Here is a 16524-nt window from a genome sequence, read left to right on the forward strand (position 1 = left end):
TCAGCAATTTTAAGACGTAAGTCTAACCAACTAAGAACATAAAATGACAAACAAAAGCAACATAGTAAAAGGAAAGGCAACACCAAGAGGTGCATATCCGTACATTAAGCGAGCAGGAGATTTTCTATTTGTGAGCGGGACAAGTTCTCGTTTGCCTGATAACACTATCGCCGGAGCCAACAAAATAGATGAAATGGGAACCATTTTTCTAGACATCAAGGAGCAAACACGCGCGGTATTAAACAATATAAAAGACACCCTCGCTGCAGAAGGTGCTACATTAGCAGACGTGGTAGATGTAGGAAGTTTTTTAGTGAACATGAACGACTTTGGTGGTTATAATCAAGTGTATGGTGAATTTTTCAGTAAAGAAACTGGACCTGCGAGAACGACTGTTGCGGTGCACCAATTGCCACATCCGCATTTAGTGGTTGAGATTAAGGTCACGGCATTTAAACCAATTATTAAGTAGTCAATCGTGTCATTCTGTCTTGAAGCTTCGGGAAATTCAGAAAGCACATAGTGTAGGAGAAATATGAAATAAACAATTTCATTTTTTTTTAAAGAGAAAAACTAATGGAGAAAATTCTTAATTACATCGACGGAACCTTTTGTGAGCCTAGTTCTGGGCAATGGTTGGATAATTACAATCCAAGTACTGGGGAGGTATATTCTCAAATCCCAGACAGTAATGCAGATGATGTTTCCGAAGCATACAAAGCCGCAGAAAAAGCATTCCCATCCTGGAGTAATACGACAATAGACAAACGCAGTAGGATTTTAATAAAGTTAGCAGATTTAATAGAAGAAAACCTAGACCGTCTCGCGGCGGCAGAAGCGAAGGACAATGGTAAACCGTTGAGTCTTGCCACCACGGTAGATATTCCAAGAGCCTCTGCAAATTTTCGTTTTTTCGGGAATGCGATCACACAATTTGCGTCTCAAGCACACGAAAGTGTGGGGCTGCAAACAATGAATTTTACATTACGAGAACCGCTAGGCGTAGTTGGTTGTATCTCACCTTGGAATTTGCCTCTTTACTTATTTACATGGAAAATTGCTCCCGCCATTGCCGCTGGTAATTGCGTGGTTGCAAAGCCAAGTGAGGTGACACCAATGACTGCCTATTTATTGGGCGAACTTTGCACAGAAGCTGGACTACCTCCTGGCGTGCTCAACATCGTTCACGGAAATGGGCCCACAGCGGGAGAAGCCATTGTGGTGCACCAAAAAATTAAAGCGATCTCATTTACTGGAGGCACAAAAACAGGGGAGCACATTGCTAGAACAGCGGCGCCTATGTTTAAAAAACTATCTTTAGAGCTAGGTGGAAAAAATCCAAACCTCATCTTTGCAGATTGTAATTATGATAAGATGCTTGCCGTAACGGTGAGGTCATCTTTTGCAAATCAAGGGCAAATTTGCCTTTGTGGGAGTCGTATTTTTATCGAAGATTCGATTTATGAAAAATTTAAAAAAGATTTTGTAGCCAAAGTTTCTGTGATGAAAGTAGGTGACCCTTTTGATAGCGGAACACACTTGGGTGCATTAGTGTCACAACCTCATCTTGAAAAAGTAATTTCATATATCGAAATTGCAAAAGAAGAAGGCGGCAAAGTGCTTTGTGGTGGAGAAAAAGTGAATGTAGCAGGAAAAGAAGGCGGGTACTACCTCGCTCCTACGGTGATAGAAATACCAAATAATAAATGTAGAGTGAATCAAGAAGAAATTTTTGGCCCTGTGGTAACCTTGATTGCTTTTAAGACAGAAGTCGAAGCAATCGCTATGGCTAATGATGTGAAATATGGTTTATCTGCAACACTATGGACAAAGGACGTGGACAGAACAATGCGCCTTTCTAAAAAACTAGAAGCGGGAATTGTTTGGGTAAATACATGGCTTAATCGAGATTTAAGAACACCTTTTGGAGGAATGAAAGAAAGTGGCGTAGGCCGCGAAGGAGGCTTTGAAGCACTTCGGTTTTTTACGGAATCTAAGAATGTTTGTATTTCTTGGGAGGACGGGGAGTAGTAAAAATAACAATGAAAATAATAAAAGCGTAGCTTTTAAAGAACAATATATGAATATAGATTTAACAGGTAAGAATGCCTTGGTTTGTGGGAGTACGGCCGGCATAGGAAAGGCGATTGCACAGCAATTGGCTAAGAATGGCGCGACTGTAACGCTCGTTGCTCGTAATGAAGAAAAGTTAAAAGAAACGCTTATTGAGCTTCACCATGACAAAGGACAGAAGCATAATTACTTTGTGGCAGATTTTAACAATCCTGAAGAAGTTAAGGAGAAAGTAAAAATTGCAGCAGCACGTAAAACTTGGCATATTTTAATTAATAACACGGGTGGCCCAAAAGGAGGACCTGTTTTTTCTGCGGAAACATCAGAGTTTACAAATGCTTTTTCCCAACATTTGATATGCAACCAGATTATGGTACAGGCGGTAGTTCCTGGAATGAAAGAGTCTGATTATGGCCGGATTATTAATATTATTTCTACATCAGTAAAACAGCCTATTGATGGACTCGGAGTAAGCAACACGATTCGTGGCGCAGTGGCAAGCTGGAGCAAGACCTTGGCAAATGAGCTAGGACAATATGGAATTACGGTAAATAATGTATTGCCAGGATTTACAGCTACAGACAGGCTAGCAGACATTATTAAGAACGCCTCTAAGCGTTTTGACGGCTCTGAAGAAAAGGCTACAGCCTTTATGAAAAGTATTGTCCCAGCAAGACGATTTGGGCATCCTGGAGAAATTGCAAATGCCGTTGCTTTTCTATCAAGCGAAGCAGCGAGCTATATTAACGGCGTAAATCTGCCCGTAGACGGTGGACGCACAAAGAGTTTGTAAAGTCCTCATCTAGCATCTACCAGGGGTAGGAACTCTTGAGTTATTTATTTGTAACTTTATCAAGATATACAGAGACACAAAAAATCAATAAGAACTTAGCTTACGCGAAAACGTCACATGGAAAAACGCAAACTTAGAATAAACGGGCACTCTCACCTTCTCCCCTATCCTGAAGATATCCCTCAATTTATGCAGGACAAAGAGATATTTTGGGTGGATAAAGACCGAAAATTTATGCTACAGAAAGACTGGAGTCGTCCAGTGACAGATTCTAGTTTCTTTCTTGATGAGAAACTGGCTTGGATGGAACATAATCGCTTAGATCACGCTGTCGTACTTAATCTCTCCCAGCTTTATGGAAATGGCTTACGGGTGGAAGAAATGAAAAAGGCATTGCGATTTCAGAATGACTTTAACGCGAAAGTACAACGAGATCATCCCTCAAAGTTTACTTGCGGTTTTGTGGTACACCCGGGTGTTGTTCAAGGCGCATTATGGGAAATAGAACGTTGTGTAGAGGATTTAGGAATGCAATTGCTCTGCTTACCTACACACTATATGGACACCATCGGAACATGGCGCTGTATTTTTGACGAAGAAAACGAACCTATCTTTGAAATGGCAAGTAAATACAATCTTGCTGTAGAGATACACCCTTATGATGGAGAGAAGTTTATAAAACTAGAAAATACGTCCTGGCGTTTTCATTTAATATGGATGCTTGCACAATGTGCAGATGCGTATCACTTCTTGACCTTAAATGGTTATGCTGATAAATACCCAAATATGCGTACTTGCTTTGCGCACGGAGGACAGTTAGCACAAATGAATTTAGGCAGAAGGATTCAAGGATTTGATGGAAGACCAGATTTATTTGAAGGTAAATCACACCCGAGAAAAGCAGTGGGTCACAAAAACATCTTTTTTGACACCTTAGTTCACGACACAGGATCTTTAGAATTAGTAATAAAAAACCAAGGTGCGAAGCAAGTGGTAATGGGTCTAGATGATCCGTATCCTTTAGGTGAAATGGAAAGCGAAAAGCAATCTTCGTATCCAGGTAAAATACTTGATCTTGCAAAACAACAAAATATTTTGACAGACGTAGAATGCGACGCCATCTGGGAAGACAATGTGATTCAGTGGTTGTGTGGTGATGACGCTGCGGCGAAAGAAAAGTTGATTAAAAGAATTCTTGGTAAATAATTAAATGCACTTCCTACCAGACCATATAGACGACTATGCCGTAAAACACAGTCAGCCTGAACCCCAACTTCTCCAAGAATTAACGAGAGAGACTTGGCAAAAAGTATTAGCACCCGTAATGTTAAGCGGGCATTATCAAGGGCGCGTTTTAAGTATGATTTCAAAACTAATACGTCCTTTGCGTATTTTAGAGATAGGCACCTACACGGGCTATTCTGCACTTTGCCTAGCAGAGGGAATGCAAGCTGAAGGAACACTCTACACCATAGACATTAACGAAGAATTATACGATTTTCAACGTAGGTATTTTGATTGTTCTGACTTTGGGAACCAGATAATACAACATACAGGCAATGCCCTTGAGATTATCCCAAAACTGGAAGAGACTTTTGATCTTGTGTTTTTAGATGCCGATAAAAGCAACTATCCAAAATACATTGAAACCGTACTTCCTAAAATGAATAAGGGTGCTGTTTTATTAAGTGATAATGTATTGTGGTATGGAAAAGTGGCTGAAGCTTCAAAGGAGAAAGATACCGACACTGCGGCTCTCAAACAGTACAACAAGATGATCCATGATCACCCACAACTAGAAAGCGTTTTGCTACCCATACGAGATGGGTTGACGATATCAAGAAAAATCTAATCAAGAAATACTACTGACTACCTTCTTACTGGCATTATGCAAGAATAACACAATACTAGTCCCAATCAATGCTCCTACTAGAATATCACTAAGATAATGCACCCCGACATAGATTCTACTTAAAACGGATAACAAGGGTCACAAATAGAACAAGTAAATATACTTATGAAATTTCCGGAGGGAAAGTACAACAAAAGTGGTGATGGCAAAACTAGATGAAGCGTGCCCTGAAAAGAAACTATAGTTTGTAGGCTTGTGTAAAACGCGAATGAGGTCACTTAAATTAGCTGCATTCTTGGGACGTAAGCGCACAACATACACTTTTAGTAAGGTCTGTGAGAAATATGGCTAACAAAGCAGTTGCTAGCAAGAAGAAGATAACTAGTAGTCCTTTCTTAAAATCGCAGAAGTAAAAAAGAAGAATGAAAAAATAAATGAATAAGGGAAGCCTTGTCTCTATTAATGTGAGAAATAACAAGCAGCTATCCCAGCGCTCAACTCCAATACTATTAAGCCAGACAAACAATTCTAGATCTCAATCTTTAAGGATCTATCACATCTAGAATTTTCTTTTTACCACTCCAGTAATATCTTCTACTTCTTCTTTTACTTTATCAATTTCTTTGCGCACGTCTTTTGTAATATCTAAGTCAAAACCTTGCTTCTCTGCGCTCTTTGTAATCTCGCTTTTGATGTCGTTTGTGGCGTGTTTGATTTGCTTCATTGTTTTACCAAGCCCCCTCGCTATTTCCGGTATTTTATCCGCACCAAATACGAGCAGTATGATGAATAGGATAAAACCTATCTCGGTACCGCCGATGAAGAGAAAATGTGCCTGTGCTAACATACCGCAAAGATAGTATAATTTGGAAAGAGAAGAAAGAGGAAAGACCATTCGCTTTGCTCATTGAAAGAAGAACGAAAGAATCGTGGGATGGCGGTTTGGAGACATTTCAAATCTAAGTGTGTTTTAAAATAATGCTTGATGCGGCGCTTAACACTTAGATCGTTACTATTTGCTCTAAAAACAGAAAGCCTCGACATCTGTCGAGGCTTTCTTATTTCCGAAGAAAAAATATTAGTTCTTCTTTTCTTTAAAAGTGTCAAACTCACCAAGCTTCTTACGCGCTGGCCAAGAGTTGTTAGATGTGTCAATATCTGCAGTCTCCTCGTCTGGATCGACCATGATTTTTAAAATCTCCTTATCTGAAGCTACTATCTTACCTACCGTCTTGTCATTCTTTCTCCAGATCTGTGCTGGGAAAGTTTCTCTCATTGTAGAACCGTCTTTATATGTGTACTCCACAATAATAGGCATTGGGATACCTCCTGGCTTGTTATACGTTACCTCATAGAAATATTTAGGTTCCTTTAAATTAGCGCGCTCAGCTGCAGGCACATTATCCATAATGTACTGCTGTAATGTACTCACCTCTTTTAGGCTGCTGGTTCGCATAGACTCTTCAAAATCTTCGCTACCTTCTTCTATTAGATATACCAATGGTGGTAAGTCTGATTCGTCGATACCGCGTTGCTTGATCATCTCACGAACCTCTTTGTTCATTTTTGAAGTCACGTAAAAAGTTTTTACTTCTTCAATACCGATGTCTGTGTAATCTGTGCTATAGAACCAAGCTCTCCAGAACCAATCTAAGTCTACAGCAGAGGCATCTTCCATAGTACGGAAAAAATCTTCTGGTGTTGGGTGCTTAAACATCCATCGCTGAGAGTACGTTCTAAATGCATGGTCAAATAACTCACGTCCCATAATAGTCTCACGTAAGATGTTTAATCCTGTTGCCGGTTTTGCGTATGCATTGGCCCCAAAATTATACGTATTCAATCCCTTTGTCATAATAGGCGCAATAAAATCTTGATCACCCGCCATATAATCTACAATTTTATTTGCAGGCCCTCTTCGTGAAGGATAGGCCTTGTTAGGTGCAATAGCATCTGGATACCACTCACCAAAATCTTGCTCCGCTACATACTGTACAAAGGTGTTTAATCCTTCATCCATCCATGTCCACTGACGCTCATCACTATTTACAATCATTGGGAAATAGTTATGTCCTACTTCGTGGATAATCACACTCATCATCCCGTATTTTGTACGTTCGCTATAGTTCCCGTCTTTATCAGGACGCCCGTAATTCCAGCAAATCATTGGGTATTCCATCCCTTGCCCTTTAGCATGTACAGAGATTGCTTTATGATAAGGATAGTCAAAGGACATACGAGAGTATGACTTTAAAGTACTAGCCACAACCTTTGTCGAATAATCTTCCCATAATGGATTTCCTTCTGGCGGATACAAGGATACTGCCATCACATCTCTAGTCCCCATCTTAACGGCCATCATATCCCAAATAAAACGTCTTGATGTTGCGAAACCATAATCACGAACGTTTTCTGCTTTAAACTTCCACGTCTTAGTTGCTTTTACTTTTCCTTTTGAAGCGGCTTCTGCCTCGGCTTGTGTCACGATAATTACAGGTGTCTCATATGATTTTTTAGCCTGCTCATACCGATTCATCATTTTTTTGCTAAAAACATCCTTTCTATTAGTAAGCACTCCGGTGGCATCCATTGTGTGATCTGCAGGCACCGTAATGTTTACTTCATAATCTCCGAAGGGTAATGCAAACTCATCACGTCCCCAGAACTGACTATTTTGCCATCCTTCTACGTCGTTATACACAGCCATACGTGGGAAAAACTGTGCAATCACAAACCCTTTGTTCCCATCATCAAACACTTCATAACCACTACGTGCTCTATCAATCGTGTGGTTTACAACATTGTACCACCACTTAATATCAAAAGAATACTTATCCCCTGGCTCCATCTCTTCAGGAATATCAATACGCATCATTGTGCGGTTAATCGTATACTTTAGGTTATTTCCTTTACTATCTTTTACGTAGTCTATTTTAAAACCACCATCAAATGCTGCTCCCATATAGGAGTTTACAAAAGTACTTGCTTGTTGAGCTGGTGCAGCGCCACTACCTTCAATTAAAGGCGACTTAGAATCTGCAGCACGAACGTTTTGATCTAGCTGTACCCAAAGGTACTCTAAAACGTCTGGCGAATTGTTAGTATATGTAATGGTCTCTTTACCATAAAGCTTTGCATTATCATCATCTAATCTGATGTCCATTTTATAATCTGCCTGTTGCTGATAATAATCCGGTCCCGGAGCTCCACTTGCACTTCTATACCTGTTAGGGGTAGAGAACTCTTCGTATAATTGTTTAAATCTGTTTTCATTTGTGTGGCCTGGCTTACGCTCAACCATATCGCTTTCTACCTCCTGTGCAAAACTTACGCTTGCCATTAGAAAAAGTAATACTAACGATAAATACTTAGCTAGTTTCATGTTGTTGTTTTGGTTTAAATTAAAGGGTTAAAAATACTTGATATTATTAGGTTTTGATGGCTCAATCGTTAAAGTTTAACAAACCATTGGAATTTTCTTTTTCTAAAATCATACTTCGTTTTTTATCGCCCACCGTAAAGTGAATGATGTTTTGTTGTTCGTCAAATTTTTCCATTAAAATGGTATTTTCAATCCCTATAGTAGTGCATTCTTTCACATCTACAATCTCAATAAAAGCCTTTACCACATCCGTCTCGTAGGCAATACCCAGATACTTTAAATCTGTCCTTTGCCCGTTGACTTCTACTTTCAGTTTTTTCAAAATATATTCTTTAAGGAGTTCACGATCACGGGCCGTCTCCTTTTTAGTATCCAGAAAAGTCTCTGTGTCGTAACGCTCATTAAGCACATCTTCTACGTCATCGATAAAGATTTTAGTAATTATCTGAAGTGTTTCCGCTTCTGTATTATACTCCACTTTAGTCACACTCACATAAAATTTATGGATGGTAAATGAAGACAGTCCAATCAAGAGAAGGGCGATAATTATAATTCTAGGTATTAATTTCATAGCTTCAGTATTAGTATCTTTTCTTCGAATATGTTACAAGAATAAGACCACAAAACATCTTTGAATAAACCGCAAGATATAAAAACACTAAATGAAAAATCTCAAATTCAAAAACACTTTCTCTTAATCAATCTTAATTGACGCGCTATTGATCTCTAATCGCCCCATCTTCAGAGAATTTTGGTGCAGTGGTCGCAGAAATCCGTTCTATATAAACACTAGCTTTTGCTTCTAATGTCGCAATCACTCTCGAGTAATTTTCCTTCTTATAATCCTGTTCCATCGTTTCAGTTTCCATACAGAATAACAGGAAATCGTACAGTCTATTTTCAGGTATAGTATATGCATCTCTAAAAAAGTCTACACCGTAAAAATTGATGATGCCTGCGACGGTTTGATTTTGAGATTCCCATTTTCGCTTTGTCTTTAATATTTTGTAATAGCCACTCAGATGTTTATATAGAGCCTCAACATCAACAGATACTATCAATCCAATACTAGGTACTACTGGTACTATTTTTTCTTCTGGTTTTCCTTTAAACCCTGGAATACCTACATCATCAAACTGTAATATCTTTTCTGTTTTTATATTTTGGAGATCTGTATTTAGGTTTCCGGTAAGATGATTTCCTAGTTTCACCTCGGTAAGTTCGTTGACAATTTCCTCAAGTGTGACGTTTAGCTTTTCTTGTTTGTAGAATATTTCAGAAACAATGATGAGCTGCGGGACGTATGTTACAGACGATACTAAAATAGTGTCATTTACTTTTGCGGTAATCATAAATACCCCCTCTTTATTGCTTACGGCATTAAAACGCGAAGATTGATTAAGAATGTGAATTCCCTCTACATCTGTGGTATTTGTAATTTGCCCGCGCAGCTCTTTTTGCTGGGAGAACAATGTCCCCGCAACAAAAAAAAGTAGTAGAAATAAAGGAAGTTTATTCTTTAGCTGTTGCATTATAAAGTAAAGCCTTTTCGCTTATTAATTGCGTTAAATTCATCTCGTTGTTGTCATCTAAAAACGCGTCTGGCACTCCTTCCTCCACTAAGAAATACAGAAAATCTACTGCATTTGCTGTTGGGATATTAAAAAAGCCCTGCAAGTCTTCTTTGCTAAATTTTTCTTTTAAAAAATACCGAACCACCTCTTTAGGTAATTGTGGGAGGGTTTCCGTTTCTTTCCGTTTTAAAAACTGCAGTACTGCAGGAATAATCATGTGCAGTTTTATACCGTCGTTTTGCTGTTGACCATTAAATAGAGCATCGTGTGCTGTATTGTTTACTATTGATGAATATTTGTCCTGTGTAAACTCATATTCAAACTCCATTTTTCCCCAAGACAAGTCATTCTTTAGGTCTTTCTTTACCGCATTTATTTGCTCTCGATCTTCTTTTGAAAGTTGATTACCCACTCGCACTTCATCTAGTTCATTTACAATTTCGGTAAGGGTAATGGTTAGTGCGGATTGCTGGTATGCTATTTCAGAAACAACAATTTGCTGGGGTACATACGTAACCGAAGTGATTAATATTGTATCATGAACTTTCGCCTTTATTTTAAAAGTCCCGTCGTTATGTGTCACAGAATTGTGACGAGAAGATTGATTAAAAACATGAATCCCACCCACATCAATGGTGTTAGTTAAGCTCCCATTCATTTCTTTTTCTTGTGAGAAAGACAGTGTAGTTGCACATAATAAAATAGGAATTATGATTAACTTATTCATCCATCTTTTTACGATAATCAATCGCACGCATTGATAAGAAAGAAAGCAATACGAGTTGGTTTTTATCAAGCAACAAGTCATTTGTCAAGCCCTGCTCTTCTGCAAAATATAAGAAGTCGTTTTCCTTACCTTCCGGAATTTGAAACGCATCCCTAATCTCTTGGTGTGTGAATCGCTCTCTAATTCCCTGAATCGTTTCTTCTGGATTACGAGGTTTTAAGGCGAAAGATCTACTGGCTTTTTTATTAAAAATTATTTGTGATAACAAGCCAAGACCCCCTAGTAGATTTACTCCATATTGCTCTTGCCCATTGTAAAACGCACTTTCGGCAAAATTGCCTGGTATGGACGACCATTTATCTGGTGTAAACTCGTAATCAAACTCCATCGTCTCATAAGAGATATCCCACTCCGTATCAAGGTCTACTGTTTTTATACTACTCACATCTACCATTAGATTACCTGTGAGATCGTATTGTCTTACCGTTACCTCTGTTAGTTGATTCACTACTGGATTTAAGTAAATCCCTAATGTGCTCGTATCTAAAGTACGTTGATCTACTTTCACTTTAAAGGTGGCATATTGTATGGCCGAAACTATAATCTCATCGTTAAGGGCTACGGCTAATTTAAATTCGCCATTCTTGTCTGTTATCGTTCCTCTATTAGAAGAATTATTATAGATAGTCACCCCTTCTATGTCACTTTCTAACGGAGCAGAAATATGTCCTTCTACTGAGAAGCGCTCTACTTCCTGTGCTTGTAAGGCAATTGTTGAAACATAAAATAATAGGAAGAGTAGTTTTTTCATACTAATAAAGATAAGGAAAAGGTTGGTGCTGAAATCGATTTTTTTACAATAGTTACTTACTTTTATAATTTAATAAAAGACGTATGAAAAATTTAATCGTTGCAAGCACCTCTACTATTCACGGTGGTTCTTATTTAGAGTACCTCATAGACGAAGTGACATTGTTATTTAAAGACTGTAAAAAAATCATCTTTATCCCCTACGCTCGTCCCGGCGGAATGTCCCATGATGCTTACACGGAAATCGCGGCAAAATTTTTCAAGAAAATACATATCAAAGTAACTGGACTTCATGCGTATGACAATCCTGCAAAAGCAATCAAAGAAGCAAAAGGAGTTTTCACTGGAGGGGGAAACACGTTCTTATTGGCACACATGCTGTATAGAAACGAAGTCTTGCAACCCTTGCGTGAGTCTATTTATAAAGGCCTTCCCTATCTAGGCACAAGTGCAGGCAGCAACATATGCGGCCCTTCCATGCAGACTACAAATGATATGCCTATTGTGTATCCACCTTCTTTTAAAACCTTGGGCGTGATCCCTTACAACATTAACGCACATTATCTCGATCCAGACCCGAGTTCAAAACATATGGGCGAAACTAGAGAAACACGTATTAAAGAGTTTCACACCCAGAATACAATACCTGTTATTGGATTAAGAGAGGGAAGTTGGTTACGTGTTATAGGAGATGAAATAACACTTAAAGGTGGGCACACTGCTCGCATGTTTGAGCAAGGAAAGTTACCCCTTGAGATTGCAAGTGGCCCGGTTTAAAACTCCTTCACCATATGGTATCCTTTACTCACAAAACCTTCATTATAATAAAATTTATGAGACGGAAAATTATGAACAAACGTATTAAGCTCTACCCATAAGCAACCCTTGCTTTGAACATATTCATACACCCATTGCATCAGTTTTTTACCTAAGCCTTTGCCTTGATAGCCAGCAGTAATAATCACGTGATCTGCCTCAACGCTTTTGCCAGCATAATGGCGCGTCATAAACCACATCCCGCAAATACCTATTAGCTTTTCATCATCATAAAGCCCTACACATTCATAATTCTGGGATGCCATTTCGAGCACACGTGCTTCTCTTGTAGCTTCGGAAATATCAGCGCTTCCTAATTCTACCAGCAATGGGAGAATGGTTAAAATTTCCGAAGTAGGAATTAGGGCAAACTTGAAATTATCTTCTATCAAAATAGTATTGCTTTTAGTATCTTACAAAGATAGGGCGTTAAATAATTATATTAAATAAACTATTGATTTCTTGATGGCTATTTAGTCGGTTTTTTGACAAGTGTTCTTTATGTGCACAAGGACAGACAAGCCCTAAACTTGATTCAGGAAGTGAAATACGGAATACTGAGTATAGATTTTTTTTACTAATTTTGAGATTAATGAATAGAAACCAATTTATAAAAATGGGTGCAATCGCGGGAGTAGGAATCCTAGCCGCACCTCAACTAGCTTTTAACGCTAGCAATCCATCTTTTGATAAAGATTTTTTAATAGGTAAAAGCGACTACGCGTTTAGAGGTCCGTCTTGGCAGATGCATCAAGAAACCTACACTAGTTTTCAAGCAATGAAAAAAGCAGCTGCAGACGCTGGCTTCAATATTGAAGTCGTCTCGGCCTATAGAAGTTTTGAACGCCAAAAACAGATTTACGAAGGCAAATACAAACAGTATACAACAGGAGGTCTATCACCTATTCAAGCAATAGAAAAAATAATTGAATACTCGACTATCCCAGGGACCTCAAGACATCACTGGGGTACGGACATAGATATAATTGACAGGAATGGCACCCCTAGACCTTCCAGTGTATTGCAGGCAAAACACTTTCACGGGGCAGGCCCTTTTTGCAAACTCAAGGAATGGCTTACTACTAACGCCGCATCGTTTGGTTTTTATGAGGTGTATACAGATAACGCTAAGCGCAAAGGGTTTAAATACGAGCCTTGGCATTTTAGCTACGCGGCTGCTTCTCGCAAGATGTTAGCGGACTACCATAAACTTGACGTAAAGCAAATTTTACTTGAAGAAAAGCTGCAGGGAGCAGCGCATTTTACTGATGCATTTATCACAAAATATAGAAACGAGAATATTCTGGATATTAATCCAGAATTGATTTTGAAGCCTTAGGTAGTTGAATTTATAAAAGAATTAAAAAGAAATCTACGCAATAAGAATCTGCAAATTTACGGTAAAAGGCTGGCGCGAAAATGACAATGAAAAATCATTATGAGAATAAGCTGGAAAATAAGGTTGTTTATAGGTGCATTAATTGTTGGGTTTGCCTTATTTAAAAAATGCGCTAACACACAAGAGAATCCATATACAGGAACCTCACAAGTAATCTCTATGGATCCTGAACAGGAGCTTGCCATAGGATTACAGAGTGCCCCAGGTATCGCCGAAGAATATGGCGGCTTGTATAAAGATGAACGTCTTCAAAATTACGTAGATATGACTGGCTAAAAGCTAGTGAATAACAGTATGGCAAGAGACACTCCTTACCAATATGATTTTTATTTCCTCCCAGACCCCAATACAATAAACGCCTTCGCTTTACCAGGCGGCCAGATATTTGTCACTTATACTTTATTTTCAAAACTCGAGAACGAAGATCAATTGGCCGGTGTTCTTGGTCACGAAATAGGACATGTTTTAGAAAGACATAGCGCAGAGCGTATTGCAAATAGCGAATTCTGGCAAACTCTTGCCACGGGTGCCTCAGTTGTTGCTGACGCTGGCGAACTTGTCTCTGGTGCAGCCCAGAATGTATTATTAGGAAATGGTCGTGGTGACGAGTTAGAAAGCGATGACCTTGATATACTCTTTGTGATTAACGCGGGTTACGACCCGATTCAAATGAAAGGCGTGATGCAAATCTTAAAAGCCGCTGCAGGGCCAAGCCGTGTTCCAGAATTTTAAAGCACGCACCCAGATCCAGAAAACCGTATTGAACAGATTGAGGCTTCTATAGAGAAGTATCGCGAGGCTTCTTAATTTTTTCAACAATGTAATTCTCTGTTTTCCGTTCGAGCACTTCGAGAACTGTTTATCTTTTATTAGTGAGGTAGCTTAAACTTTGAAAAGCTCAGTCTGTTAAAATTTCATGAAAATTCTATCTCGCCCATTCGCCATTGTCTTTAACCCTTAGTATCTTTACCCTATGAAAAAAAAAGTACTCCTTTTAATACTTGATGGTTACGGCATTACGCAGGACGAAAGTGTTTCTGCAGTGGCACAAGCAGACACCCCTTTTATAGATTCGTTGATGGCAAATTATCCACACGCAGAACTGTTTACGCACGGTAAACATGTAGGATTGCCAGATGGCCAGATGGGAAATAGCGAAGTGGGACATATGAATCTAGGCGCTGGGCGCATTGTCTATCAAGATTTAGCTAAGATTAATTTAGCAATCGCAAATGACACTTTAAAAGATGAAAAAGTACTTAAAGAAGCTTTTTCTCACGCCAAACAAACGGGTAAAAAAGTGCACCTTTTGGGCTTAGTTTCAGATGGTGGTGTGCATTCTCATATGGATCATATTAAAGGATTACTCACCGCTGCAAACGACTACGGTCTTCATAATGTATTTGTTCACGCCTTTACTGATGGTCGTGATGTAGACCCAAAATCTGGGGCTCGACACATTTCCGCATTACAAGAACATATGGCGAAGACTACAGGGAAAATAGCTTCTGTTATAGGTCGCTATTTTGCGATGGATCGAGATAAAAGATGGGAGCGCGTTCAAAGAGCTTATGATCTTTTGGTTTTCGGAAATGGGAAACATTCAGAAAACTTAGTGAAAAGCATTGAAGAAAGTTATAAAGTTGGCGTTACTGATGAATTTATTGAACCGATAGTCGCCACAAACAACAACGAACCTATTGCTAAAATAGAAAAAGACGATATTGTTATTTTCTTCAATTTTAGGACCGACAGAGGAAGACAACTCACTGAAGTTTTGACGCAAGAAAATTTTGAAGATTTCGGGATGCATAAAATCCCTTTGTATTATGTGACCCTCACTAACTATGATGCTTCTTACAAAGGAACTCACGTAGTTTACGACAAGGAGAATCTTAAGGATACTTTAGGCGAAGTTTTAGAACGTAATAACAAAACACAAATACGTATCGCCGAAACAGAAAAATACCCACACGTTACCTTCTTCTTTAATGGCGGGAGAGAAACACCTTTTACTGGCGAGCGACGTTTATTATGTCCGTCACCTAAAGTAGCTACCTACGACCTGCAACCAGAAATGAGTGCTTTTGAGATACGTGATAAAATCATTCCTGAAATCAAGAATGAAACGGCAGATTTCATCTGTCTTAATTTTGCCAATCCAGATATGGTAGGCCATACAGGAGTAATGGCTGCAGCAATTAAAGCCTGCGAGACAGTGGATGCTTGTTCAAAATCTATTATTGAAGCAGCTTTAGAACACGGCTACACTACGCTAGTAATAGCAGACCACGGGAATAGTGAAACAATGCGAAATCCTGACGGCTCGCCCAACACGGCACACACAACCAATCCTGTTCCATTAATTTTAGTAGACAACAATATTAAACACATTAACAACGGAATTTTAGGTGACATTGCCCCTACTATTCTTGATCTACTTGAGGTAGAAAAGCCAGCAGCGATGACCCAAAAATCATTAATATAAAACGTATGAAATTTATAGTATTATTAGTCGTATTAATATCCTGTATTGCCTGTAACGACAAAAAGGAAACAACAATAGCAGAAACTAATCAAGAAACAATGATTGACACAGATGAAGATATGAGCAAACTATTTGACGATCCGGAAGAAGAAGGATCAAAGATGTTGATAGGTAAAGTAGAAGTGTCAGCACTTTTTATTGATAGATTTGCTTGGTTTAAAACTGAGTTTGACGCTTATACCATAGACCAAGATTCTATGGCTTCTTTGACAGAAGCATTAAAAGACAAAGAGATTTTAGTAATTATGGGTACTTGGTGTGAGGATAGCCAGCGTGAGGTTCCTAGGTTAGTTAAAATCTTAGCGAATATAAATCACGAATACGGTCCAAGAATTATTGCCGTGAACAGAGATAAAGATATTCCTGAAGGCTTAGAAAATGTTGAAAACATAGCTTATGTACCCACCATTATTATTTTAGAAAACGGAATAGAACTAGGGCGCATTGTAGAATCGACTCAAGAAACTTTAGAAAAAGATCTCCTGGCTATCGCCACGGATCAAGATTACAAGCACATCTACGAAGAGTAAAACATTTTTCTTTGTAGTTT

16 protein-coding genes and 2 pseudogenes are annotated in these 16524 nt (G+C 38.8%); 10 read left to right on the forward strand and 8 right to left on the reverse strand.

Going from position 1 to position 16524, the window contains the following annotated elements; genetic code table 11:
• The first annotated feature begins 43 nt into the window (after positions 1 to 43).
• The 5 genes from ABXT71_RS01330 to ABXT71_RS01350 all read left to right on the forward strand — a co-directional run bounded on the left by ABXT71_RS01330 (position 44) and on the right by ABXT71_RS01350 (position 4718).
• Positions 44 to 472 carry a RidA family protein gene (locus ABXT71_RS01330; RefSeq protein ID WP_415372005.1) on the forward strand — a complete coding sequence of 143 codons (429 nt, stop codon included), beginning with the start codon at positions 44 to 46 and terminating at the stop codon, positions 470 to 472.
• Between the two features lie 104 nt (positions 473 to 576).
• Positions 577 to 2031: an aldehyde dehydrogenase gene (locus ABXT71_RS01335; protein ID WP_415372006.1), complete on the forward strand. Its 1455-nt coding sequence runs from the start codon at positions 577 to 579 to the stop codon at positions 2029 to 2031.
• 49 nt (positions 2032 to 2080) lie between these two features.
• Positions 2081 to 2866: an SDR family oxidoreductase gene (locus ABXT71_RS01340; RefSeq protein ID WP_415372007.1), complete on the forward strand. Its 786-nt coding sequence runs from the start codon at positions 2081 to 2083 to the stop codon at positions 2864 to 2866.
• Between the two features lie 117 nt (positions 2867 to 2983).
• Positions 2984 to 4072, forward strand: coding sequence for an amidohydrolase family protein (locus ABXT71_RS01345; RefSeq protein ID WP_415372008.1), 1089 nt, complete (start codon positions 2984 to 2986; stop codon positions 4070 to 4072).
• A gap of 4 nt (positions 4073 to 4076) precedes the next feature.
• Positions 4077 to 4718, forward strand: coding sequence for an O-methyltransferase (locus ABXT71_RS01350; RefSeq protein ID WP_415372009.1), 642 nt, complete (start codon positions 4077 to 4079; stop codon positions 4716 to 4718).
• Here ABXT71_RS01350 and ABXT71_RS01355 read toward each other — a convergent pair.
• The 7 genes and pseudogenes from ABXT71_RS01355 to ABXT71_RS01385 form a co-directional block, all read right to left on the reverse strand.
• Positions 4719 to 5039, reverse strand: a pseudogene (locus ABXT71_RS01355) (phosphatase PAP2 family protein).
• Between the two features lie 238 nt (positions 5040 to 5277).
• Positions 5278 to 5565, reverse strand: a complete 288-nt coding sequence (locus ABXT71_RS01360; protein WP_415372010.1) for a twin-arginine translocase TatA/TatE family subunit — start codon at positions 5563 to 5565, stop codon at positions 5278 to 5280.
• Between the two features lie 231 nt (positions 5566 to 5796).
• The gene (locus tag ABXT71_RS01365; RefSeq protein ID WP_415372011.1) at positions 5797 to 8100 is read right to left on the reverse strand and encodes a M1 family metallopeptidase; all 2304 of its coding nucleotides are present in this window, start codon (positions 8098 to 8100) and stop codon (positions 5797 to 5799) included.
• Between the two features lie 61 nt (positions 8101 to 8161).
• Complete coding sequence (locus ABXT71_RS01370) at positions 8162 to 8671, reverse strand: DUF6702 family protein (protein WP_415372012.1); 510 nt, start codon at positions 8669 to 8671, stop codon at positions 8162 to 8164.
• Positions 8672 to 8816: 145 nt separating this feature from the next.
• Positions 8817 to 9632: a hypothetical protein gene (locus ABXT71_RS01375; protein WP_415372013.1), complete on the reverse strand. Its 816-nt coding sequence runs from the start codon at positions 9630 to 9632 to the stop codon at positions 8817 to 8819.
• On the reverse strand, positions 9613 to 10401 hold the full coding sequence (locus ABXT71_RS01380) for a hypothetical protein (protein WP_415372014.1): 789 nt from the start codon (positions 10399 to 10401) through the stop codon (positions 9613 to 9615). The genes ABXT71_RS01375 and ABXT71_RS01380 overlap by 20 nt, the downstream gene beginning before the upstream one ends.
• Positions 10394 to 11212, reverse strand: a complete 819-nt coding sequence (locus ABXT71_RS01385; RefSeq protein ID WP_415372015.1) for a carboxypeptidase-like regulatory domain-containing protein — start codon at positions 11210 to 11212, stop codon at positions 10394 to 10396. The genes ABXT71_RS01380 and ABXT71_RS01385 overlap by 8 nt, the downstream gene beginning before the upstream one ends.
• A gap of 83 nt (positions 11213 to 11295) precedes the next feature.
• Between ABXT71_RS01385 and pepE the strand changes: the two genes are divergently transcribed.
• On the forward strand, positions 11296 to 11988 hold the full coding sequence (pepE, locus tag ABXT71_RS01390) for a dipeptidase PepE (protein WP_415372016.1): 693 nt from the start codon (positions 11296 to 11298) through the stop codon (positions 11986 to 11988).
• Here the strand turns inward: pepE and ABXT71_RS01395 are convergent.
• The gene (locus ABXT71_RS01395) at positions 11985 to 12419 is read right to left on the reverse strand and encodes a GNAT family N-acetyltransferase (protein WP_415372017.1); all 435 of its coding nucleotides are present in this window, start codon (positions 12417 to 12419) and stop codon (positions 11985 to 11987) included. The genes pepE and ABXT71_RS01395 overlap by 4 nt on opposite strands.
• A gap of 200 nt (positions 12420 to 12619) precedes the next feature.
• Here ABXT71_RS01395 and ABXT71_RS01400 point away from each other — a divergent pair, with 200 nt between their 5' ends.
• From ABXT71_RS01400 to ABXT71_RS01415, 4 genes and pseudogenes are all read left to right on the forward strand, one after another.
• Complete coding sequence (locus ABXT71_RS01400; protein ID WP_415372018.1) at positions 12620 to 13366, forward strand: M15 family metallopeptidase; 747 nt, start codon at positions 12620 to 12622, stop codon at positions 13364 to 13366.
• Between the two features lie 99 nt (positions 13367 to 13465).
• Positions 13466 to 14233 (forward strand): annotated as a pseudogene (locus ABXT71_RS01405) (M48 family metalloprotease).
• Between the two features lie 166 nt (positions 14234 to 14399).
• Complete coding sequence (gene gpmI, locus ABXT71_RS01410) at positions 14400 to 15914, forward strand: 2,3-bisphosphoglycerate-independent phosphoglycerate mutase (protein ID WP_415372019.1); 1515 nt, start codon at positions 14400 to 14402, stop codon at positions 15912 to 15914.
• A gap of 5 nt (positions 15915 to 15919) precedes the next feature.
• Entirely contained in the window at positions 15920 to 16504 is a 585-nt protein-coding gene (locus ABXT71_RS01415) for a TlpA family protein disulfide reductase (protein WP_415372020.1), read from the forward strand.
• Positions 16505 to 16524 lie beyond the last annotated feature (20 nt).

Origin of the sequence: Patiriisocius sp. Uisw_047 (genome assembly GCF_047730165.1) — a bacterium.
Taxonomy (GTDB): Bacteria; Bacteroidota; Bacteroidia; order Flavobacteriales; family Flavobacteriaceae; genus Patiriisocius.

Coding starts and splice junctions, on each gene's coding strand:
- ABXT71_RS01335 (WP_415372006.1), top strand. CDS start 577: ATGGAGAAAATTCTTAATTACATCGACGGAACCTTTTGTGAGCCTAGT.
- ABXT71_RS01415 (WP_415372020.1), top strand. CDS start 15,920: ATGAAATTTATAGTATTATTAGTCGTATTAATATCCTGTATTGCCTGT.
- ABXT71_RS01380 (WP_415372014.1), bottom strand. CDS start 10,401: ATGAATAAGTTAATCATAATTCCTATTTTATTATGTGCAACTACACTG.
- gpmI (WP_415372019.1), top strand. CDS start 14,400: ATGAAAAAAAAAGTACTCCTTTTAATACTTGATGGTTACGGCATTACG.
- ABXT71_RS01330 (WP_415372005.1), top strand. CDS start 44: ATGACAAACAAAAGCAACATAGTAAAAGGAAAGGCAACACCAAGAGGT.
- ABXT71_RS01400 (WP_415372018.1), top strand. CDS start 12,620: ATGAATAGAAACCAATTTATAAAAATGGGTGCAATCGCGGGAGTAGGA.
- pepE (WP_415372016.1), top strand. CDS start 11,296: ATGAAAAATTTAATCGTTGCAAGCACCTCTACTATTCACGGTGGTTCT.
- ABXT71_RS01350 (WP_415372009.1), top strand. CDS start 4,077: ATGCACTTCCTACCAGACCATATAGACGACTATGCCGTAAAACACAGT.
- ABXT71_RS01345 (WP_415372008.1), top strand. CDS start 2,984: ATGGAAAAACGCAAACTTAGAATAAACGGGCACTCTCACCTTCTCCCC.
- ABXT71_RS01360 (WP_415372010.1), bottom strand. CDS start 5,565: ATGTTAGCACAGGCACATTTTCTCTTCATCGGCGGTACCGAGATAGGT.
- ABXT71_RS01365 (WP_415372011.1), bottom strand. CDS start 8,100: ATGAAACTAGCTAAGTATTTATCGTTAGTATTACTTTTTCTAATGGCA.
- ABXT71_RS01370 (WP_415372012.1), bottom strand. CDS start 8,671: ATGAAATTAATACCTAGAATTATAATTATCGCCCTTCTCTTGATTGGA.
- ABXT71_RS01375 (WP_415372013.1), bottom strand. CDS start 9,632: ATGCAACAGCTAAAGAATAAACTTCCTTTATTTCTACTACTTTTTTTT.
- ABXT71_RS01385 (WP_415372015.1), bottom strand. CDS start 11,212: ATGAAAAAACTACTCTTCCTATTATTTTATGTTTCAACAATTGCCTTA.
- ABXT71_RS01340 (WP_415372007.1), top strand. CDS start 2,081: ATGAATATAGATTTAACAGGTAAGAATGCCTTGGTTTGTGGGAGTACG.